The organism is Bradyrhizobium sp. 26S5 (assembly GCF_036923295.1).
GTDB lineage: Bacteria > Pseudomonadota > Alphaproteobacteria > Rhizobiales > Xanthobacteraceae > Bradyrhizobium > Bradyrhizobium septentrionale.
Genome location: NZ_CP145948.1, coordinates 6,883,524 through 6,904,752, shown reverse-complemented (window position 1 = coordinate 6,904,752; position 21,229 = coordinate 6,883,524). Strand labels below are relative to the sequence as shown.

Sequence of the window (21,229 nt, the reverse complement as noted above, 5' to 3'; positions counted from 1 at the left end):
GAATGTCGCTGACCATCCGCCGCGCGCGGCCCGATGAGGCCGGACTGGTGTTCTCGCTGGTCCGCGAACTCGCCGAATACGAAAAGCTCCTGCACGAGGTCCACGCCAGCGAGGCCGATATCGCCGAGGCGCTTTTCGGCGCGAACCCGCGGCTTTATTGCGACATCGCGGAATGGAACGGCGAGCCGGCCGGCTTCGCGGTCTGGTTCGTCAACTTCTCGACTTTCGCCGGCCGCCACGGCATCTATCTCGAAGACCTGTTCGTGCGCCCGGCGCTGCGCGGCAACGGCATCGGCAAGGCGCTGCTGGTGCATCTGGCGAAGCAATGCCTCGCCAATGGCTGGGCGCGCCTGCAATGGGCGGTGCTCGACTGGAACGCGCCGTCGATCGCGTTCTACAAGTCGCTCGGCGCCGAGATGATGGACGAATGGACGATCTGCCGCGTCTCCGGCCCGGCGCTGTCGACGCTCGCGGAAGGGACACGCTGATGGAGATCGTGCTGGTCGTTGCGGTCGCCGAGAACGGCGTGATCGGAAGCGCCAACGCCATTCCGTGGCGGCTCAAATCCGACCAGCAGCGCCTCAAGGCGATCACGCTGAACAAGCCCGTCGTGATGGGACGCAAGACCTTCGAATCCCTGCGCAGGCCGCTGCCGGGGCGCACCAACATCGTGGTGACGCGCGATGCGAACTACCGCGCGCGCGGCGCCATCGTCACGACGTCGTTCGAGAACGCCCGCGCCATTGCGCTTGGTGACGCGCTGCGGCGTTTCGCCACTGAGATCGCGATCATCGGCGGCGCGGAGATTTACGCGCAGTGGATGGGTGTGGCCGATCGCCTGGAGATCACCGAGGTCCACGCCAGGCCGGACGGCGACACACGGTTCGACAAAATCGATGCGAAGGAGTGGGACGAGGTCGCGCGCGTGCGAAATCCGGCAGGTCCGGACGACAGCGTCGACTTCTCCTATGTGACATATCGTCGGCGCAGCCAACGTTAACTAATGTTTGCATTGACAATTATGGCCCGGCGCATAGCTCGTCCGGCCAGGAAGCTTGCGTTGTAAGGGCCCTAGCGGTCCCCTATAACCGGGCCGGACATTCGAGGCCGGGCGTCCCGTCCGGACTTGTCGAGGAGATGTTTGATGCCGTGGAAAAATCAAGGCGGGGGGCCCTGGGGCTCGGGTCCGAAAGGGCCGTGGGGCACCGGTCCGCAGTCAGCCGGGCCGAGGCCGCCGGATCTTGAGGATCTGCTGCGGCGCGGCCAGGACCGGCTGCAGCAGTGGCTGCCCGGCGGTCATTTCAGCGGCATGGGCGTCGCGCTGGTGCTGGTCGCCGCGCTGGCGATCTGGTTCGCGACCGGCATCTTCCGTGTGCAGTCCGAAGAGCTTGGCGTCGTCCTGCGCTTCGGCAAGTATGTCCGCGATGCGCAGCCGGGCCTGCGCTATCACCTGCCATATCCAATCGAGACGGTGCTGCTGCCGAAGGCGCTGCGCGTCAACACGATCTCGATCGGCATGACCCTGATCGACGATCCCGCTCGCCGCGGCCGCACCATGCGTGACGTGCCGGAGGAGAGCCTGATGCTGACCGGCGACGAAAACATCGTCGACGTCGACTTCACCGTGCTGTGGCGTATCAAGCCGGGCGGGGCCGGCGCCTATCTGTTCAACATCCAGAATCCCGAAGGCACGGTGAAGGCGGTTGCCGAAAGCGCGATGCGTGAGGTGATCGGCCGCTCGCAGATCCAGCCGATCCTGACCGGGGCGCGCAACGTCACCGAGCAGAACGTCCAGGAACTGATGCAGAAGACGCTCGACGGCTACAGCGCGGGTATCCAGATTGCGCAGGTGCAGATGCAGAAGGTCGACCCGCCGGCTCAAGTGATCGACGCATTCCGCGACGTGCAGGCGGCGCGCTCCGACCTCGAGCGCAAACAGAACGAGGCGCAGACCTACGCCAACCGGGTCGTGCCGGATGCGCGTGGTCGTTCCGCGCAGATCCTGCAGGCGGCCGAAGGTTACAAGGAGCAGGCGGTCGCCGAGGCCAAGGGCCAGAGCGCCCGCTTCCTGAAAGTCTATGAAGAGTACAAGAAGGCACCCGACGTGACGCGCGAGCGCATCTATCTGGAGACCATGGAAAAGGTGCTCGGCAGCTCCGAGAAGCTGGTCTATGACGGTGGCCAGGGTCAGAACATCGTGCCCTATCTTCCGCTCGGCGAGTTGACGCCGCGGCGTCCGGCGGCAGCACCGGCCACGACCGGCCAGCAGGGAGCCACCCGATGAGGTCCCCTGTCACCGGCATTGTGTCCCTGATCATCCTCTTCATCGTGCTTGCCGTCGGCTACAGCTCGGTGTTCACCGTGCAGCAGACCGAGCAGACCATCGTCCTGCGGTTCGGCGAGCCGGTCGATGTCGTCACCGATCCCGGGCTGCACTTCAAGGCGCCGTGGAATTCGGTGATCAATGTCGACAAGCGCATCCTCGATCTCGAAAACCCGTCGCAGGAGGTGATCGCCTCCGACCAGAAGCGGCTGGTGGTCGACGCCTTCGCGCGCTATCGCATCAAGAATGCGCTGCGCTACTACACCAGCGTCGGCTCGATCCAGGCTGCCAATCTGCAGCTGACCACACTGTTGAACGCGTCGCTGCGCCGCGTGCTCGGCGAGGTCAGCTTCATCACGGTGGTGCGTGACGAACGCGAGCGGCTGATGTCGCGGATCCGCGAGCAGCTCGACAAGGAGGCTGACGGATACGGCATCGAGGTCGTCGACGTCAGGATCCGCCGCGCCGACCTGCCGGAGCAGAACAGCCAGGCGGTCTACGACCGGATGAAGACCGAGCGTCAGCGCGAGGCGGCCGAGTTCCGTGCCCAGGGTGACCAGAAGGCGCAGGAGATCCGCTCGAAGGCCGATCGCGAAGCAACCGTGATCGTCGCGGAGGCGAACTCCACCGCGGAGCAAACCCGCGGTGCGGGCGACGCCGAGCGCAACCGGTTGTTCGCCGAGGCCTACGGCAAGGACAAGGACTTCTTCGCATTCTATCGCTCGATGACGGCCTACGAGAACAGCCTCAAGTCCGGCGACACGCGTTTCCTGTTGCGGCCGGACTCGGAATTCTTCAGATACTTCGGCAGCGCCAACGGCAGGCTGCCTGAGGCGGCCGCCGCGCCGAAACAGTAACCTCACGACTTGAACTTCACGGCGTGAACATCATGATTTGGTGGCGATGCGGACAACGCGTCGCCGCCACTCAAACAACAACAAGCATCGAGCGGGAGGCTGCCATCCGATGAAGTCCATAGCGTTCGGCGACTTCCTCATCGGTCTGGGAATCCTGTTCGTGCTCGAAGGCATCCTGTTCGCGGCAAGTCCCGCCTGGATGCGCCGGGCGATGAAGAGTGCGCTGGCGACACCCGACAATTTGCTGCGTATCGTCGGCATCGGTTCGGCGGTCGCAGGCCTGGTTCTGATCTGGGCGGTGCGACGCTGAGCGTTGCATGTTCCGTCGCGCCGATCGTGCCGGAATGAACATAATCGTGAGCCTCTTGCGGCCGGTTTTTCGCCGAAATATCCGGCTGAGATGCTTGCGCCGCCCGCCCGTTCGGGCGCACTCTGTAACCAGCTGATTTCGAACCCGTTTGCCTGGAGAACTTCCGACATGACCGCTGCCAGACCAGCCCTGAGCCGTCGCCTCCGCATGGTGGGAGCCGCGATCTCGATCGGTGCTGCGAGCATGCTGAGCTCTGTGCCGGCGTTCGCGCGTGGTCCAGACGGCATCGCCGACATCGCCGAGAAGGTGATCGACGCGGTCGTCAATATCTCGACGTCGCAGACGATCGAGGCCAACAAAGGCGGCGGCGCGATGCCGCAGCTGCCGCCGGGCTCGCCGTTCGAGGAATTCTTCGACGACTTCTTCAAGAACCGCCGCGGGCCGCCCGGCAAGGGCGGCGACAAGAGCGGCGAGTTCCAGCCGCGCAAGACCAACTCGCTCGGCTCGGGCTTCATCGTCGATACCGCGGGTATCGTCGTCACCAACAACCATGTCATCGCCGACGCCGACGAGATCAACGTCATCCTCAACGACGGCACCAAGATCAAGGCCGAGTTGGTCGGCGTCGACAAGAAGACCGACCTTGCGGTGCTCAAGTTCAAGCCGCCGAAGCCGCTCGTCGCGGTCAAGTTCGGCGACAGCGACAAGATCCGTCTCGGCGACTGGGTGGTCGCGATCGGCAACCCGTTCAGCCTCGGCGGCACCGTGACCGCGGGCATCGTCTCGGCCAAGAACCGCGACATCAGCCAGGGGCCGTATGACAGCTACATCCAGACCGACGCCGCCATCAATCGCGGCAATTCCGGCGGTCCGCTGTTCAACCTCGAAGGCGAGGTGATCGGCGTCAACACGCTGATCATCTCCCCGACCGGCGGTTCGATCGGTCTCGGTTTCGCCGTGCCGTCGAAGACGGTGGCCGGCGTCGTCGACCAGTTGCAGAAGTTCGGCGAGCTGCGCCGCGGCTGGCTCGGCGTGCGCATCCAGCAGGTCACCGACGAGATCGCCGACAGCCTCAACATCAAGCCGGCACGCGGCGCGCTGGTCGCCGGCGTCGACGACAAGGGCCCGGCCAAGCCGGCCGGCATCGAGCCCGGCGACGTCGTCGTCAAATTCGACGGCAAGGACGTCAAGGACCCGAAGGATCTGTCGCGCATCGTCGCCGACACCGCGGTCGGCAAGGAAGTCGACGTCGTCATCATCCGCAAGGGCAATGAGGAGACCCGCAAGGTCACGCTCGGCCGGCTCGAGGACAATGACAAGGTTCAGCAGGTCAACGCCAAGTCGAAGGACGACACCGCCGAGAAGCCGGTGACCCAGAAGGCGCTCGGTCTCGACCTCGCGGCGCTGAGCAAGGACCTGCGTACCAAGTACAAGATCAAGGACAGCGTGAAGGGCGTCGTCGTCACCGGCGTTGACGGCAATTCCGACGCCGCCGAGAAGCGGCTGTCGGCCGGCGACGTCATCGTCGAGGTTGCGCAGGAGGCGGTGGCGAGCGCCGCCGACATCAAGAAGCGCGTCGACCAGCTGAAGAAGGACGGCAAGAAGTCCGTGCTGCTGCTGGTCTCCAACGGCGACGGCGAACTGCGCTTCGTTGCGCTCGGCGTGCAGTAACGGCGTGCGCTGACGCCTGACCCTGTCATCCCCCGCGAAAGCGGGGGATCCAGTACGCCGCGGCCGTTCTTGTTGAGGAAGTGGGCAACGGCTTTTCTAGATTAGCCGGCATCGGTGGCTATGGGTCTCGGCTCCGTGCGCAAGCGCGCACTCGGCCGGGACGACGCCAAGGATCACCCCGCCACAAACTCGTCCCGCCGATAGCCCTGCGCGTACAACAGCGCGGTGAGATCGCCGTGGTCGATCCGCACGGCGGCTGCGGCTGCGACCGCCGGCTTGGCGTGATAGGCGACGCCGAGGCCTGCGGCCTGGATCATGCCGAGATCGTTGGCGCCGTCGCCCACCGCCAGCGTGTCAATATCGTCGAGGTCGAACGCTTCGGTGAGCTCGATCAGGGTGGCGAGCTTGGTTGCGCGGCCAAGGATCGGCTCGACCACTTCGCCGGTCAGCTTGCCGTTCTCGACCTGCAGCTGGTTGGCGCGGTTCTCCTGAAAACCGACCTTCGCCGCGACCACGCTGGTGAACTGGGCGAAGCCGCCCGAGATCAGGCAGCTATAGGCGCCGTGTGCGCGCATGGTCATGACGAGGTCGCGGCCGCCCGGCGTCAGCGTGATGCGCTTGTCCAGGACCTCGTCGACCACGCTGACCGGCAGGCCCTTGAGCAGTGCGACGCGCTCCCGCAGCGCCGACTCGAACTCGATCTCGCCGCGCATCGCCCGCTCGGTGATGTCAGCGACATGGGCTTTCAGCCCGGCGAAGTCGGCGAGCTCGTCGATGCACTCCTGGCCGATCATGGTGGAATCCATGTCGGCCAGAAAAAGCTTCTTGCGCCGGCCGATCCGAGGCTGCACGACAACGTCGATCGGCAGGTCGCTGCGGGCCCGGCGCAGGCGCTGCTCGATCGCCTTGATGTCGTCCCTGCCGGCGTCCTGGCTCTCGAAGGGAATGTCGACGGCGACTTCGTTGAACAGCCACTGCGCCGGGCCGGGTGAGGGCAGCACGGCCCGCGCACCGTCGACGATGGTGGAGTCGAGCGCGGGGCTTGCAGGATTGCAGATCAGCGTGGCAACGAGGGACATGCAGGCGCATTCGGGATTGTTGGACAAGGCAGTGCTTATCGCAGGGCCGACCGCCAGCGGCAAGTCGGCCCTGGCGCTCGCGCTCGCGCAGCGCACCGGCGGGGTCGTGATCAACACCGACTCCATGCAGGTCTATCGCGATCTGAGAATCATCACCGCGCGGCCGACGGCGGGCGAGGAGGCGCTGGTTCCGCATCAGCTCTACGGCCATGTCGACGCCGGCGTGAATTTCTCCGCCGGCGCCTGGGTGACTGACGCGGCCAGGGTGCTCGGCGAGGCCCGTGCGGACAAACGCCTGCCGATCTTCATCGGTGGCTCAGGCCTGTATTTCAAGGCGCTGACGCGCGGGCTGTCCGCGGTACCGCCGATCCCGGCCGAGGTGCGCGACGGCGTCCGCGCCAGGCTGGAGCAGCACGGCGTCGAGGTGCTGCATGCCGAGCTTGCCGAGCGCGACCCGGTGTCGGCCGAGCGGCTGAAGCCGCGCGACCGCACCCGCATCGCGCGCGCGCTCGAGGTCGTCGAGGCCACCGGCCGCCCGCTGCCGGACTGGCATCGCGAGGGCCTGCCACCGCTGCTGCCGCCGGGCCAATTCCACGCGGTGTTTCTCGCGCCGGAGCGAGATTGGCTTTATGCGCGGATCGACGCGCGGTTCGGCGCGATGCTCGATGCCGGTGCGCTCGACGAGGTCGCCGCATTGGCGGCGCGCGGGCTTGATCCGCTGCTGCCGGCCATGAAGGCGCACGGCGTTCCGGGGCTGATCCGGCACCTGAAGGGGGAGATCAGCCGGGAGGAGGCCGCCGAGATCGGCCGCGCCGACACCCGCCATTACGCCAAGCGCCAGTTCACCTGGTTCCGCCACCAGCTCCCCGAGTTCGAATGGGTCGCGCCCGAGGCGGCGAAGGAATGGCTGCAAGAGCGGACCTCGTAGGTGCTGCATGCCGAGCTTGCCGAGCGCGACCCGGTGTCGGCCGAGCGGCTGAAGCCGCGCGACCGCACCCGCATCGCGCGCGCGCTCGAGGTCGTCGAGGCCACCGGCCGCCCGCTGCCGGACTGGCATCGCGAGGGCCTGCCACCGCTGCTGCCGCCGGGCCAATTCCACGCGGTGTTTCTCGCGCCGGAGCGAGATTGGCTTTATGCGCGGATCGACGCGCGGTTCGGCGCGATGCTCGATGCCGGTGCGCTCGACGAGGTCGCCGCATTGGCGGCGCGCGGGCTTGATCCGCTGCTGCCGGCCATGAAGGCGCACGGCGTTCCGGGGCTGATCCGGCACCTGAAGGGGGAGATCAGCCGGGAGGAGGCCGCCGAGATCGGCCGCGCCGACACCCGCCATTACGCCAAGCGCCAGTTCACCTGGTTCCGCCACCAGCTCCCCGAGTTCGAATGGGTCGCGCCCGAGGCGGCGAAGGAATGGCTGCAAGAGCGGACCTCGTAGATGGGGTAACGGGCCGGCCGCCCGCTCGCTACGGCGCGATTTGGAAGCGCGCTCGCGAGCGGCCTGTTGGTTGGAAGGCGGTCGTCCCTCAAACTGATGGTGTCAATAAACGGAGTCGGGCAAGCCCGCTCCAAGCATCATTAAGGGACGACCATGTACCACTATGCAGGAATCGACGTGTCTTTGGAATGCTCGAGCGTCTGCCTTGTCGATGGGACAGGTAAGATTTTGCGCGAGGCGAGGGTTGCGAGTGAGCCGGAGGCCTTGATCACCTGGTTGCGGTCGCTGGGGTTGGTGCTGGAACGGATCGGGCTGGAGGCTGGTCCGCTGTCGCAATGGCTCTACGCAGCGATGCGGGATGCGGGCCTGGCAGTCGAACTGTTGGAGACGCGGCACGTCCGCGATGCCTTCAAGGCGATGCCGGTGAAGTCGGACCGCAACGATGCCCGCGGGATCGCGCAACTGATGCGGCTGGGCTGGTTCCGGCCGGTGCACTGCAAGTCGATCGAAGCGCAGGAGACGCGGGCGGTTCTGACGGCACGCAAGCTGCTGCAGTCCAAGCTGCGCGACATCGAGAACAGCCTGCGCGGCGTGCTCCGCGGCTTCGGTCTGAAGGTCGGCACGACCACCGAGCGCACGTTCGCCGAACGCATCCGGGAGCTCGTAGCGGGCCATCCCGGACTTGAGATCGTGGCACAGGCGCTGCTCGAAGCCCACGCCGTGCTGCGGCGCGAGTTCAATGGCCTGGATAAGCACACCCAAAAGCTCGCCAGGTCGCACCCTCAAGCCCGCCTCCTGATGACGACACCGTCCGTCGGCCCGATCGTGGCGCTTACCTACGCCTCGGCGGTCGACGACCCGAAGCGCTTCCGGTCCTCGAAGGCGACGGGAGCGCATTTTGGCCTCACCCCGAAGAAGTACCAATCGGGCGAAACCGACTATACCGGCCGCATCAGCAAGATCGGCGATGCCTCCGTGCGCGAGGCGCTCTATCAGGCGGCTCACGTCATGCTGACCAAGCCGGTCAGGAACTGCTCGGCGCTGAAAGGCTGGGCGATGCGGATCGCCCGGCGCGCAGGCCTGCGCAAGGCCAAGGTGGCGCTCGCACGCAAGCTCGCCGTCGTTCTGCATCGCATGCTCGCCGACGCCAAACCGTTCAACCCGATGGCCAAGGCCTCGGCAACCTAAGCAAGGAGCAGCAATCGGTTCTGGGCGGGCCACGACACCAGGCTCTCCCTGAGCGAGGTCCCTGCGCCGGGACGATGGATCCGGTCAGGCCGCCATCCGGGAAGTGGCTCACAACCACGCTTCCGTAGATTGGCCGGCCGGCTCCTCAATGCACCCCATCAGGCGACGGCCTTCGCGCCGATCCCGTACAGAAGCAAGTGCCCGGCGAGTGGATCACGCAAAAAGGGATTGACTTACAAAGGCCCGTTACAGAAGCCCGGATGGAGCCCGCTCCGCCGGGCCCGTGGCGGCGCGCGCCCGTCTGCCATGCGCATTGCGCCGCGCAAAAATGCTCGCCGAACGGCTGGAACCCCGTTACACTCCAAAAATCGCGAAAGTGCTTGCCTTGCCTTGACATTCGGGCTTTGGCCGCTATGTTCGCGCAACCTTTGGGAAGACTGGGTCGTATCGTGCGCAATATTATTACCAAACTCCTTATCGCCGTCGTACCCAGGCACACCGCCGGGGATGGCTAGCGGCCATCCAAATTCGGGCGGTGTGCATGGGGCCTCTGGGGCCCCTTTTTATTGCCCGAAGCCGAACTGACGAGAACTGACAAAAGCCGCGCAAAAACAAGCGCATCCGGAGCGAACCATGACCGACAAGAGCCACGATCCCAATCAGATGACCGGCGCCGCGATGATCGTGCGCGCGCTCATCGATCACGGCGTGCAGCATGTCTTCGGCTATCCCGGCGGCGCGGTGCTTCCGATCTATGACGAGATTTTCCAGCAGAGCGAGGTCGAGCACATCCTGGTCCGCCATGAGCAGGGCGCCGGCCATGCCGCCGAGGGCTATGCGCGCTCGACCGGCAAGCCCGGCGTGGTGCTGGTGACGTCGGGTCCCGGCGCCACCAACATGGTGACGCCGCTGACCGATGCGCTGATGGATTCGATCCCGCTGGTCTGCATCACCGGCCAGGTGCCGACCCATCTGATCGGTAACGACGCCTTCCAGGAGTGCGACACGGTCGGCATCACGCGGCCCTGCACCAAGCACAACTGGCTGGTGCGCGATGTCAACGACCTCGCCAAGGTGCTGCACGAGGCCTTCTACGTCGCCACCACCGGCCGGCCCGGCCCGGTCGTGGTCGACGTGCCGAAGGACGTGCAGTTCGCGACCGGCACCTATCATCCGCCGCGCAAGTCGGACGTGCACATCTCCTACACGCCGCGCGTGAAGGGCGACGCGACCCAGATCCGCAAGGCGGTGGCGCTGCTCGCCAATGCCAAACGTCCGGTGATCTATTCCGGCGGCGGCGTGATCAATTCGGGCTCCGAGGCCTCGCAACTGCTGCGCCAGCTGGTGGAGGCGACCGGCTTCCCGATCACCTCGACCCTGATGGGGCTGGGCGCCTATCCGGCGTCGGGGCCGAACTGGCTCGGCATGCTCGGCATGCACGGCACCTACGAAGCCAACATGACCATGCATGATTGCGACGTCATGCTGTGCGTCGGCGCGCGCTTCGACGACCGCATCACCGGCCGCACCGACGCGTTCTCGCCGGGCTCGAAGAAGATCCACATCGACATCGACCCATCCTCGATCAACAAGAACATCCGCGTCGACGTGCCGATCATCGGCGACGCCGGTAACATACTCGGCGACTTGCTGCAGGTGTTCAAGGCGGAAGCCAAAAAGCCCGACATCAAGGCGTGGTGGCAGCAGATCGCGCAATGGCGCGCGCGCAAGTCGCTGTCCTACAAGAAGAACAACGATATCATCCTGCCGCAATATGCGATCCAGCGCCTGTTCGAGCTGACCCGCGGCAAGGATACCTACATCACGACCGAAGTCGGTCAGCACCAGATGTGGGCCGCCCAGTTCTTCGGCTTCGAGGAGCCGCACCGCTGGATGACCTCCGGCGGTCTCGGCACCATGGGCTACGGCCTGCCGGCCGCGGTCGGCGTCCAGGTGGCGCATCCGGACAGCCTGGTGATCGACATCGCCGGCGACGCTTCGGTGCAGATGACGATCCAGGAGATGTCGACGGCGGTCCAGTTCGAGCTGCCGATCAAGATCTTCATCCTGAACAACCAGTACATGGGCATGGTGCGGCAGTGGCAGCAGCTATTGCACGGCAACCGCCTGTCGCATTCGTACTCGGAGGCGCTGCCGGACTTCGTCAAGCTCGCCGACGCTTATGGCTGCGTCGGCCTGCAGGCGACCAAGCCTTCCGATCTCGACGGCGCGATCAAGGAGATGATCTCGATCAAGCGTCCGGTGCTGTTCGACTGCCGCGTCGCCGCGCTGGAGAACTGCTTCCCGATGATCCCGTCGGGCAAGGCGCATAACGAGATGCTGCTGCCGGAAGAAGCCACCGATGAGGCCACCGCGAGGGCCTTCGCGGGTGGCAAGGCGCTGGTGTGAGGTGAGGACGGATCATGTTTGACCTCAACGAGCTCGAGCGCGCGCACAGGATCGTCGGCACCGCGGTGCCGGCGACGCCGGCGCATGCCTGGCCGCTGCTGGCCGAGCGGCTCGGCGCCGAGGTCGTGGTCAAGCATGAGAACCACACCCCGACCGGCGCCTTCAAGGTGCGCGGCGGGCTGGTCTATCTCGAACGTCTGAAGCGCGAGCGGCCCGATGTGCCCGGCATCATCTCGGCGACGCGCGGCAATCATGGTCAGAGCCTGGCCTTTGCCGCGGGCCGTCACGGCGTGCCGGCGACAATCTATGTGCCGCGTGGCAACTCGGTCGAGAAGAACCGCGCCATGCACGCGTTTGGCGCCGAACTGGTCGAGCACGGCGAGGATTTTCAGGCGGCGCGGGAAGAGGCCGAGCGCCGCGCTCAGTTCGCCGGCCTGCACATGGTGCCGTCGTTCCACCCGGACCTGGTGCTCGGCGTTGCGACCTATGCGCTCGAACTGTTCCGCACCGCGCCCGACCTCGACATTCTCTACGTGCCGATCGGGCAGGGCTCCGGCATCTCGGGCTGCATCATGGCGCGCGACCTACTCGGGCTGAAGACCGAGATCGTCGGCGTGCAGTCGACCGAGGCGCCGTCCTATGCGCTGTCGCTTGCGGCCGGAAAGATCGTGACCACCGAGACCAGCAACACCCTTGCCGACGGCATGGCGACGCGGATTCCGGACGCGGACGCGTTCGCCCTGATCCGCAAGGGCGCATCCCGCATCGTGCAGGTCACCGACGACGAGGTCGGGCAGGCGATCCGCGCCTACTGGACCGACACCCATAATCTCGCCGAGGGCGCAGGTGCTGCGGCGCTTGCGGCTGCGCTGCAGGAAAAGACCAGGCTCGCCGGCAAGCGGGTCGGCCTGATCCTGAGCGGCGGCAATATCGATTTCGATCTGTTCCGGACCTGGATCGGGACGGATGCCGCGCCGGCCGCCCAGCGGGCGGTGGCGTGAAAAGCATGTAAGGGGACGACCATGAACCAGCCCGCATCCGCCTACTTCCTCGAAGAGCGCCACGATCCCAACGAGACGCACACGCTGTCGGTGCTCGTGCAGAACGAGCCCGGCGTGCTCGCGCGCGTGATCGGGCTGTTCTCCGGCCGCGGCTACAACATCGAGAGCCTTACCGTCTCGGAGACCGAGAGCCAGAAGCACCTCTCGCGGATCACGATCGTCACCACGGGTACGCCGATGGTGATCCAGCAGATCAAGCATCAACTCGACCGCATGATTCCGGTCTACCGCGTCGTCGACATGACGCTGACCGGCAGCTCGATCGAGCGCGAACTTGCGATGGTCAAGGTGAGGGGCGGTGGCGATCACCGCGTCGAGGCGCTGCGGCTGGCGGACGCGTTCCGCGCCCGGGTGATCGATGCCACGACCGAGAGCTTCGTGTTCGAGATCACGGGCAACTCGTCCAAGATCAGTCAGTTCATCGACCTGATGCGCCCGCTGGGGCTGGTCGAGGTGTCACGAACCGGGGTGGCCGCGATCACGCGCGGGCCGGAAGGGATGTGAATCATGCTGGCGCGCGACTGGTACTACACCCAACGGCGGCAGGTCGGTCTCGATACCGCGGTGGCCTCGATCTATGACGTCAGCGAGGACAGCGACGTCCGTGCCCGTCAGGCGCTGACCATGCTCGGCGCCAAGCCGGGCTGGCGGATCGCCGATATCGGCTGCGGCAACGGGGTGCTGGCGACCGAGGCGGCGCTGCTGGGCGCCGAGGTCGACGCCATCGACATCTCGCCCGCGATGATCGGGCTCGCCGAAATCTATGCGCGCGACCGCAAGGCGAAGATCCGGACCCAGCCGGCCGGCCTGCTGTCGTTCGCATATCAGCCGAATTCCTACGACCTGATCGTCAGCGAGTTCACGCTGCATCATTTGCCCGACTTTTGGAAGGCGGTGGCGCTGTCGCGGATCTTCAACGCCCTGAAGCCCGGCGCGAACTTCTATCTGCGCGACATGGTGTTCGTCAGCATGCCCGACGGCGTCGATCGCGATGTCGAAGGGTGGGCCGATTTCTCGATCAAGAATCACGATTTCGAGCGCGAAAGCGTGATCACCCACATGCGCGACGAATACTCGACCTTCGGCTGGGTGATGGAGCGCATGCTGACCGAGACCGGTTTCACGCTGGTCTCCGTCGATTACCACGCGCCGCTGCACGGTACCTACCTGCTGCGCAAACCGATGCCGGACCAACAAATCTAGATCCCGACCGTAACGGAAGCAAAAGAAGAACAACAATGAAGCCGGCCGATGTTGGCATCGCCGTCATGGTCGCGGTGATCTGGGGACTTGCGTTCGTGGCAAGCCGGATCGCGCTCGATGAGCTGCCGCCCGAATTGATGACGGCGCTGCGCTTCGGCATCGCGGCCCTGCCGTGCCTGTTGCTGCGCAAGCCGCGCCAGGTCTCGTGGCCGCTCCTGATCGGAATCAGCCTCACCTTGTTCCTCGGCCAATTCCTTGCGCAGTCGATCGCAATCGCCCATGGCGTGCCGGTCGGGCTCACCAGCGTGATCGTGCAGAGCCAGGCGCTGTTCACCATCGGCTTTGCCGCGCTGCTGTTCGGCGAATTGCCGTCGCGGCCGCAGACCGTCGGCATCGCCATCGCCGCGATCGGCCTGCTGATGATCTGCGGCACCGTCGGCTACGATTTCAGCGTCACCGCCTTTGCCATCCTGATGATCTCGCCGGTCTCGTTCGCAATCGGAAACCTGCTGCTGCGGCCGGCGCAGGGCGCGCGGATGTTCGATCTGTTCGCATGGCTGTGCCTGTGCGCGGCGGTCCCGTTGTTCGGCCTGTCGCTGCTGACGCTGGGCGCGAAGCCGATCTGGCAGTCGCTGTCGCATCTGTCGCCGGCCGGCATTGTCTCGATGCTGTTTGTCGGCGCCATTTCCACCAGCATCGCCTACTGGCTTTGGGGCCGGCTGCTGCGGGATTATCCGGCGGCGCAGGTGGTGCCGTTCGCGCTGCTGGTGCCGTTCGTCGGCTCCGCCGCCTCCAGCGTCGTGTTCGGCGAGAAGTTCGGGCCGCTGCGGCTGGCCGGCATGGTCACTGTCATCGCCGGCATCGCCGTGATGCTGCTGTCGAAACGGCCAAAAACTCTGCCGAAAGTCGCGTGAGGGCACAATGTCGAATTCGCTGCTGTTCGCCTTTGTCGTGTTCGCGGTCGTGATGTTCTTCACGCCGGGCCCCAACAACATCATGCTGCTGTCGTCGGGGCTGACCTATGGCTTCCGCCGCACCGTGCCGCACATCGTCGGCATCACGGTCGGCTTCGCCTTCATGGTCGGGGCGGTCGGGGTCGGGTTAGGGGCGGTCTTCCTCGCCTATCCGGTGCTGCAGACGATCCTGAAATATGGCGGCGTGGCCTACCTGGTCTATCTCGCCGCCGTCATCGCCATGGCCGAGCCGCCCTCGGCGGACAAGGACGACAAGGGCGGCCGCGGCCCGATGACGTTCTGGGGCGCGGCCATGTTCCAGTGGATCAATGCCAAGGGCTGGGTGATGGTGATCGGCACCATCACGGCCTATGCGGCGATCGCTGCCTTTCCGTGGAACATCGCGATCCAGGTCGGCCTGAGCCTGATCCTGGGGACGATGTCCTGCATCGTCTGGGCCTTGTTCGGCACCGCGCTGCGGCCGATCCTGACCTCGCCCCGGGCGATCCGTGCCTTCAACGTCGTCATGGCCATCCTGCTGATGGCCTCGCTCTACCCGGTCTTCATGGACGCATGATGCCGCACCGCGCCATGCGAGATGGGGGTTTCCCCTGAGGGGGAAAATGCTCTAGACAACGCCGGAAATTCGCGGGCGCCCGGCGGTTCTGACCTTCCGAAAGCCTGATTCATCGGCCGATTTTGGCCCCCTTCAAACGAGGAAACCACGATGCGAGTTTACTACGATCGCGATGCCGACCTGAACCTGATCAAGGGCAAAAAGGTTGTTATCGTCGGCTATGGCAGCCAGGGCCACGCCCACGCGCTGAACCTGAAGGATTCCGGCGTCAAGGAAGTCGCCATTGCGTTGCGCAAGGGCTCGGCCTCGGCCAAGAAGGCGGAAGCCGCCGGCTTCAAGGTGATGGAAGTCGCCGAGGCCGCCAAGTGGGCCGACCTCGTGATGATGCTGACCCCGGACGAGCTGCAGGGCGACATCTATCGTGAGCACCTGCACGACAACATGAAGAAGGGCGCGGCGCTCGTGTTCGCCCACGGCCTCAACGTGCACTTCAACCTGCTCGATCCGCGCGCCGACCTCGACGTGCTGATGATCGCGCCGAAGGGCCCCGGCCACACCGTGCGCTCGGAATATCAGCGCGGCGGCGGCGTGCCCTGCCTGATCGCGATCGCCAAGGATTCGTCGGGCAACGCCCATGACCTCGGCCTCAGCTACGCCTCGGCGATCGGCGGCGGCCGCGCCGGCATCATCGAGACCACCTTCAAGGAAGAGTGCGAGACCGACCTGTTCGGCGAGCAGGTGGTGCTCTGCGGCGGCCTGGTCGAGCTGATCAAGGGCGGCTACGAGACGCTGGTCGAGGCCGGCTACGCGCCCGAGATGGCCTATTTCGAGTGCCTGCACGAAGTGAAGCTGATCGTCGACCTGATCTATGAAGGCGGCATCGCCAACATGAACTACTCGATCTCCAACACCGCCGAATTTGGCGAGTACGTCACCGGTCCGCGCATCGTCACGGCCGAGACCAAGGCGGAGATGAAGCGCGTGCTCGCCGACATCCAGGGCGGCAAGTTCGCCCGCGACTGGATGCTGGAGAACAAGGTCAACCAGACCTCGTTCAAGGCGACCCGCGCCAAGCTCGCCCAGCACCCGATCGAGGAAGTCGGCGCCAAGCTGCGCGACATGATGCCCTGGATCAAGAAGGGCGCGCTGGTCGACAAGACCAAGAACTAAGCGCTGGACGCGAACTTAGGGCGGGTTAGCGAAGCGTAACCCGCCGCTGCTTCGCCTCGGCATGGTGGGTTACGCCTTCGGCTAACCCACCCTACGCATCAAATCAAAAAGGGTGGGCAAACGCGTTGCCCACCCTTTTTCGTTGTCACGACGACGTAGCGGCAGTTAACCCGCCGCGATCGGCTGCTTCTCGATCCTGTTGTGCAGCTGCCAGAACCGCACGGTGCGCTGTGCGGTCTCCAGCGACAGCCGCCGGTAATCGCGCTGTGCGATCTCGAGCGTTGCGTTGTCGATCGAATGCGGCAGCGGCCGCTTGCGCAGGATGCTTTCGACCGTCGGCCAGTTCAGCCGTGCCGAACGGCACGGGATCAGGATCAGGTCAGAGCGCAGCCCGAGCATCAGGCGTTCGATCATCGCGATCGGCATGTCGTTGAGCACGGCGAGCGCGACCGTGACCTCGTCGAACTTGCCGGATTCGGCGAACTTGTAGACGGCCGCGTCATCGAGCTCGTTCAGCTGCTTCATCAGCTTGACCAGCTCTTCGGCGATGCCGTAGTTGCGGCGCGGAGCAGCGGCCTCTTCCTGCGCGATGTCGTTCAGCACCCGGCTGATTTCCTCGCGCGCCCTGGGCGACGCGATCGCGAGCAGGCGGGCGCGCACCGTATCCTTGGCGCGCTGCAGCAGGTCGCGCAGCAGCTTGGCTGGAATGTCGATGCGCAGCCCGAGGATCTCGACCAGCTCGTCATCGCCTGCGGCGCGGGCGACGATCGAGGAATAGCCGTTGTCCGAGAACTGCGCGCCGGCGTTGTTGGCGAGCCGCCGGATCACTCTGTCTTCGCCGCGGTCGATGATCACGTCGGTGACGGAGGCGGGCAGGTTTTCCCGCGCCGAGATCGCGAACAGATGATCCTGTCCCTTGCTGCTCGCGATCTCGCGCAGTGCGTCGCTTGAGAGGCGGCTGGAGTGGGTCAGTACGTCGCCCGCGACGCCGATGTCGTCGTCCCAGGCGAGGTGCTGAATCACCTCAAACGGCGCGTAGTCGAGCGGTGCGAGCCGCTTGCTGAGCTCGGCCCGCGCCCGCGTCTCTACGCGCGCGACGAGCAGGCAGAGCACGTCGTCGAACACCTTGACCTGTTCATCGTTGAGGCGGTCGCCGTCGTTCAGGAACAGATCGGTGACCTGCCGCAGCGTCTGCACGCGCTTGGCGGATGTCCCGTCCCTGACCGCATCTTCGAGTTCGGCAATAATCGATTGTGACGCCTGTTGCGCCATCGATGGGCAACCTTGTTTTTGTTGAATGACACCTGATCTGCACCATGCAGGGCGCGGTCTTACACGTGCGTTAAGGTGGAACCCGGTGCAAATACGGGTGCATCGCATCCTTAACAGGGCGCGACCGGACACGATGCAATTTACGCTTTCGACGGAGCCGTCGGAGCTAGAGCTTCGGTTCTGATTGAATCAGAACCGAAGCTCTGGCTTCTTGTTATGACGCGTTTTCTTCACGCGAACCGGTGCCCACTTCGCTCGAAAGCGCTCTAATGCGCATTAAGAGATTATTTAGGACGACGCACGCCGCGCGACGGCAAAGATGTCGATCGATGCGGCGCGCCCGCGCAATTGCGTCCAGCCGAGCGGCTCGATGACGAAATCCTGTTCCGAAGGCAGCAGGCGAAGCAACTCGCCCGAGATCAGCAGCGGCCGGCCGGCCTCCTTGCAATGCGCCTGCAGCCGCGCCGTGACGTTCACGGTGTCGCCGAAATAGGCGATCTGCCGCCGCGAGTCCCCGCATTCGCCGATCACGACCGGACCGGCATGCATTCCGGCCCGAAATGCGGGCACCACGCCGAACTCCTTGCGATAGTGATCGGCCCGCCTGGCCAAGCGGTCCTCGATCGCGAACACGCAGTCGAGATAGCGCCGCGATGTCTCGTCCGCACCGGCCGGCCATGTCACGATGACCTCGTCGCCGACATAGGCATGCACCTCGCCGCCATGCGCCACGATCGCGTCGTCGATGTCGAAGAAGAAGCGCGTCAAGAGCTCCTGCACGCGCAGTTCGCCCATCGCCTCCGCCAGCGACGTCGAGCCGACCAGGTCGAGAAACAGCAGCACGCGCTCCTCGCGCACCGGTCGGCGGTAGCGCCCGAGCACGACATTGAGCAGCGTCCGACCGCCGATCATCCGGACCAACTCGTAGATCGTCGTGATCGGGATCGACATCAAGAGGCCGACGCCGATGATCTTCAGGAAGGTGTCGCGAATCCACTTCGCCTCGAGCCCATGCCCGTACAGAACGATCTCCAGCACGATCGCGGCGACTGCGACGATGGCGGCCAGGATCACGGAGCGGCCGATCAACTCGACAATGAGCGGCCGCCGCCGCAGCCAGCCGCCGCGCGCGACCAGATAGAGATGCGACGCCCAGACGATCAGGGAGATGGCGGCGCCCTCGAGGCCGCTGCGCGAATAGTTCGCGACCGAGGCCTCGTCGGATTCATCGAAGGCGTAGCGAAACAGTCCGCCGACGAGCAGACCGAACACGGCCAGAACGATCGCAGGCGTCACCGCGCGCCGCATGGTCCCTCCACATCCATGAAATATCCTGCGCGGATCGGGAAGGCTAGCGGTTGCACGGCGCGGTCGGGGGTGAACGGGATACGCTGCAGCGGCACTAATGTATGGTTCGATGGCGGGGATCGATCGGAAAGGGACGGCGGCATGAAAACGGTGTTTAAGCTAAGGCCTCTGCTCACGGCCGTGTTCGTCACCGCCCTCGCAGCGGCGGCTCATGCCGGCGACCAGGGTGATCCCGAGCCGTCCTGCGACGGCAACACCTACCAGATGGTCGAATGCCTGAAGGCCAAGACCGCGCAGTGGGACAAACGGATGAACGTCGCCTATCAGCAGGCGCTGAAGGATGCCGCCGGCGACAAGCAGCGCGAACAGCTCCGCACCGCGCAACGGCTGTGGATCCAGTACCGTGACGCCAATTGCCTGTATTACGACCTCGGCGAGGGCACCATCGCCCGCCTCGATGCCGGCGAATGCATGCGCAGCATGACCGAGACCCGGGCCAAGGAACTGGAGAATCTTGGCCATCAGTGAGGCATGTTCCGGTGTCACGACCGCGATCATGACCGACGGAAAAAGCCAGGACGAACTGACCCAGCTCGCGGAGGACGCGCTGCGCGCCCAGCCCGGCTGCGAGACCGCGCGCGTGCCGGCGGTCGCCGCGCTGCCCGATGCGCAGATCGGGCGCAATTGGGAGATTCCGAACGTCGTGCTCGGCGACAGCTTGATCAGCGACGTCGATCGCGCGGTGCTGTCGGTGCATCGCCGGCTTGGCCGCCAGTTTCACCTTGTGTGAGGGGACCTGATCCGGTCGTGCCTCAGTTCGCCGACGCCCGGCGTGGCGCGGGCCGCGCGGCCATGCTGATCATCCTGAGCGCGAACACGACGGCAAGCGGCACCAGGAACAGCGCGTAAAGCGGCATCTCCGGAATCCGCTTGCCGAACGAGACCATGAACTGCAGCAGCAGATAATAGCCGCCGACCAGGTGCAGCGTGCGCCAGGCGCGCGGGCCCAGCATCGCAGCCGTGCGATCGAAAGAGGTCGCGGTCAGCGCGATGATGACGACATAGCCGATGCCGCCGAAGACGTACGACACCACCGAGCTCGCGGCCGCGAAGCCTGCCGGATCGAGCACCGCGAACGCGGCGATCGCGACCGCATGGATGGCGTGTGAGGCCGCGAAGGTGACGCCGAGGTAACGGCGATTGCGGCGCTGCCAGTGCGTCCAGGCGTTCGGCCAGAGCCGCGCCAGCGCGGCGGCCGAGAAGGCGAGGCAGAACAACAGCAGCGAGGTCCGCGCCGTGAAGCGGATCACCATCCGCACGCCCTCGACCTCGAACTGCCGCATCGCGGCGATCCAGATCGAAAGCCCGATCAGGGTCAGCGTGAGCAGGCCGAACAGCCGCCAGCCTTCGAACCAGTTTCGACCCGTCGCCATATCCCGCCTCCCGCTGTTGATGTAATCACCAGTTACATATCGCGGGTGCGGCAGGTCAATCTGTGTAATCGGTGCTTACATTCACAAGCGGGTGATGCTAGAGGTGCGCCATGCGCCGTCCCGCCAAGAGATCCCCCAGCAGCCAGCCTGCCGGACGCCGGTCGTCCAAGCCGCGTCCAGCGCGGGCACCGGCGGCCAAGCCCTACCACCACGGCGACCTCCGCCGGGTCCTGATCGATGCCGCCATGCAACTGGTCGGCGAGGGCGGGCCGGAGGCGGTCAGCGTGCGCGAGGCCGCCCGCCGGGCCGGGGTCTCGCCGGGGGCACCGTTCCGGCATTTCCCGAGCCGGGACGCCCTGATGAAGGCGGTGGCGGAGGAGGCGCAGCGCCGCTTCCGCGCCGAGATCGGGGCCGCGCTGGCCGAGACGCCGCCGGACGATCCGCTCGGCCGCTTCCGCTGCCTCGGGATCGCCTATCTGCGCTGGGCGATGAAGAACCCGACCCATTTCGAGATCATCTCGAGCCGCCGCTTCTTCGACCACGACCGCTCGGCCGGCGTCTCCAGCGACAATGCCGAGCTGATCGGCTTGACCGAGCGCACGCTGGCCGAGGCATTTGCGGCCGGTCAGCTCGCCGCGCGCGATCTGAAGCAGGTCCAGATCGCCGGCCGCGCGCTGGTCTATGGCTTTGCGCGGATGCGCATCGACGGTCACTTGCCGCGCTGGGGCGTCGGCGAAACAGAGGTCGAACAGATGGCCGCTGACATCGTCGATCTCTTCATTGCCGGCATCGCGGGGAGCGCGGCGCCTGCGGCCAAGGTCTAAGGCGCGCGCTGCCTGCTGCGGCACTCCGGGGCGGGCAAATTCATTGCGCGTTCATGACGATTCAATTACGATTTTGTGACACGGCGCAGACACCGGCTGTGCGGTGTGCCTCCTGGCCATTGCCAGCCAAGGCCGTGCCATTGCGCCGGGTTGTATTGC

At 65.6% G+C, this 21,229-nt stretch carries 22 protein-coding genes and 1 pseudogene; 19 read left to right on the top strand and 4 right to left on the bottom strand.

Annotation, left to right across the window (positions count from 1 at the left end; translation table 11 throughout):
- The first annotated feature begins 2 nt into the window (after positions 1-2).
- From V5279_RS32620 to V5279_RS32595, 6 genes are all read left to right on the top strand, one after another.
- Entirely contained in the window at positions 3-488 is a 486-nt protein-coding gene (locus V5279_RS32620) for a GNAT family N-acetyltransferase (protein ID WP_166304989.1), read from the top strand.
- Complete coding sequence (locus V5279_RS32615) at positions 488-1,000, top strand: dihydrofolate reductase (RefSeq protein WP_029078838.1); 513 nt, start codon at positions 488-490, stop codon at positions 998-1,000. Before V5279_RS32620 ends, V5279_RS32615 begins: the two co-directional genes overlap by 1 nt.
- 144 nt (positions 1,001-1,144) lie before the next feature.
- Entirely contained in the window at positions 1,145-2,284 is a 1,140-nt protein-coding gene (gene hflK / locus V5279_RS32610) for an FtsH protease activity modulator HflK (RefSeq protein ID WP_166304991.1), read from the top strand.
- The gene (gene hflC / locus V5279_RS32605; RefSeq protein WP_166304994.1) at positions 2,281-3,180 is read left to right on the top strand and encodes a protease modulator HflC; all 900 of its coding nucleotides are present in this window, start codon (positions 2,281-2,283) and stop codon (positions 3,178-3,180) included. Before hflK ends, hflC begins: the two co-directional genes overlap by 4 nt.
- Before the next feature lie 109 nt (positions 3,181-3,289).
- Complete coding sequence (locus V5279_RS32600; protein ID WP_029078835.1) at positions 3,290-3,490, top strand: DUF2065 domain-containing protein; 201 nt, start codon at positions 3,290-3,292, stop codon at positions 3,488-3,490.
- A 168-nt stretch (positions 3,491-3,658) separates the two neighbouring features.
- Positions 3,659-5,161 (top strand): Do family serine endopeptidase, encoded by a 1,503-nt coding sequence (locus V5279_RS32595; protein WP_166304997.1) that lies wholly within the window; start codon positions 3,659-3,661, stop codon positions 5,159-5,161.
- Between the two features lie 173 nt (positions 5,162-5,334).
- Here the strand turns inward: V5279_RS32595 and serB are convergent, their stop codons facing one another.
- Positions 5,335-6,240, bottom strand: a complete 906-nt coding sequence (gene serB / locus V5279_RS32590; RefSeq protein WP_338691238.1) for a phosphoserine phosphatase SerB — start codon at positions 6,238-6,240, stop codon at positions 5,335-5,337.
- On the opposite strand from serB, the gene miaA reads away from it, so the two are divergent.
- The 10 genes and pseudogenes from miaA to ilvC all read left to right on the top strand — a co-directional run bounded on the left by miaA (position 6,239) and on the right by ilvC (position 16,233).
- Positions 6,239-7,168, top strand: coding sequence for a tRNA (adenosine(37)-N6)-dimethylallyltransferase MiaA (gene miaA, locus V5279_RS32585; protein ID WP_338691236.1), 930 nt, complete (start codon positions 6,239-6,241; stop codon positions 7,166-7,168). The two genes, serB and miaA, sit on opposite strands and share 2 nt — an antisense overlap.
- Before the next feature lie 3 nt (positions 7,169-7,171).
- A pseudogene (locus V5279_RS32580) lies at positions 7,172-7,672 on the top strand (tRNA (adenosine(37)-N6)-dimethylallyltransferase); the annotation flags it as partial.
- 153 nt (positions 7,673-7,825) lie between these two features.
- The gene (locus tag V5279_RS32575; protein WP_166294930.1) at positions 7,826-8,860 is read left to right on the top strand and encodes an IS110 family transposase; all 1,035 of its coding nucleotides are present in this window, start codon (positions 7,826-7,828) and stop codon (positions 8,858-8,860) included.
- Between the two features lie 633 nt (positions 8,861-9,493).
- On the top strand, positions 9,494-11,269 hold the full coding sequence (locus tag V5279_RS32570) for an acetolactate synthase 3 large subunit (protein WP_338691230.1): 1,776 nt from the start codon (positions 9,494-9,496) through the stop codon (positions 11,267-11,269).
- A gap of 14 nt (positions 11,270-11,283) precedes the next feature.
- Positions 11,284-12,270 (top strand): threonine dehydratase, encoded by a 987-nt coding sequence (locus V5279_RS32565; protein WP_338691229.1) that lies wholly within the window; start codon positions 11,284-11,286, stop codon positions 12,268-12,270.
- A gap of 21 nt (positions 12,271-12,291) precedes the next feature.
- The gene (gene ilvN / locus V5279_RS32560) at positions 12,292-12,834 is read left to right on the top strand and encodes an acetolactate synthase small subunit (protein WP_016841057.1); all 543 of its coding nucleotides are present in this window, start codon (positions 12,292-12,294) and stop codon (positions 12,832-12,834) included.
- Positions 12,835-12,837: 3 nt separating this feature from the next.
- Positions 12,838-13,533, top strand: a complete 696-nt coding sequence (locus V5279_RS32555; RefSeq protein WP_166215076.1) for a class I SAM-dependent methyltransferase — start codon at positions 12,838-12,840, stop codon at positions 13,531-13,533.
- A 35-nt stretch (positions 13,534-13,568) separates the two neighbouring features.
- Positions 13,569-14,447 carry an EamA family transporter gene (locus tag V5279_RS32550; RefSeq protein ID WP_338691221.1) on the top strand — a complete coding sequence of 293 codons (879 nt, stop codon included), beginning with the start codon at positions 13,569-13,571 and terminating at the stop codon, positions 14,445-14,447.
- Positions 14,448-14,454: 7 nt separating this feature from the next.
- The gene (locus V5279_RS32545; protein ID WP_338691219.1) at positions 14,455-15,063 is read left to right on the top strand and encodes a LysE family translocator; all 609 of its coding nucleotides are present in this window, start codon (positions 14,455-14,457) and stop codon (positions 15,061-15,063) included.
- Positions 15,064-15,213: 150 nt separating this feature from the next.
- Positions 15,214-16,233 (top strand): ketol-acid reductoisomerase, encoded by a 1,020-nt coding sequence (ilvC, locus tag V5279_RS32540; RefSeq protein ID WP_338691217.1) that lies wholly within the window; start codon positions 15,214-15,216, stop codon positions 16,231-16,233.
- Between the two features lie 165 nt (positions 16,234-16,398).
- Here ilvC and V5279_RS32535 read toward each other — a convergent pair whose 3' ends face one another.
- Both V5279_RS32535 and V5279_RS32530 read right to left on the bottom strand, forming a co-directional pair.
- A complete protein-coding gene (locus tag V5279_RS32535) occupies positions 16,399-17,505 on the bottom strand; it encodes a DUF2336 domain-containing protein (RefSeq protein WP_338691215.1) in 1,107 nt (368 codons plus the stop codon).
- 288 nt (positions 17,506-17,793) lie between these two features.
- A complete protein-coding gene (locus V5279_RS32530) occupies positions 17,794-18,813 on the bottom strand; it encodes an adenylate/guanylate cyclase domain-containing protein (protein ID WP_338691213.1) in 1,020 nt (339 codons plus the stop codon).
- Between the two features lie 141 nt (positions 18,814-18,954).
- Between V5279_RS32530 and V5279_RS32525 the strand changes: the two genes are divergently transcribed.
- Together V5279_RS32525 and V5279_RS32520 are read left to right on the top strand one after the other, a co-directional pair.
- Positions 18,955-19,341 carry a lysozyme inhibitor LprI family protein gene (locus V5279_RS32525; RefSeq protein WP_338691212.1) on the top strand — a complete coding sequence of 129 codons (387 nt, stop codon included), beginning with the start codon at positions 18,955-18,957 and terminating at the stop codon, positions 19,339-19,341.
- Positions 19,342-19,369: 28 nt separating this feature from the next.
- On the top strand, positions 19,370-19,603 hold the full coding sequence (locus V5279_RS32520) for a hypothetical protein (RefSeq protein WP_166305020.1): 234 nt from the start codon (positions 19,370-19,372) through the stop codon (positions 19,601-19,603).
- Between the two features lie 22 nt (positions 19,604-19,625).
- Here V5279_RS32520 and V5279_RS32515 read toward each other — a convergent pair whose 3' ends face one another.
- Positions 19,626-20,246, bottom strand: a complete 621-nt coding sequence (locus tag V5279_RS32515) for a hypothetical protein (RefSeq protein ID WP_338691211.1) — start codon at positions 20,244-20,246, stop codon at positions 19,626-19,628.
- Positions 20,247-20,356: 110 nt separating this feature from the next.
- Between V5279_RS32515 and V5279_RS32510 the strand changes: the two genes are divergently transcribed.
- Positions 20,357-21,070: a TetR/AcrR family transcriptional regulator gene (locus V5279_RS32510; protein WP_338691210.1), complete on the top strand. Its 714-nt coding sequence runs from the start codon at positions 20,357-20,359 to the stop codon at positions 21,068-21,070.
- The last annotated feature ends 159 nt before the right edge of the window (positions 21,071-21,229 follow it).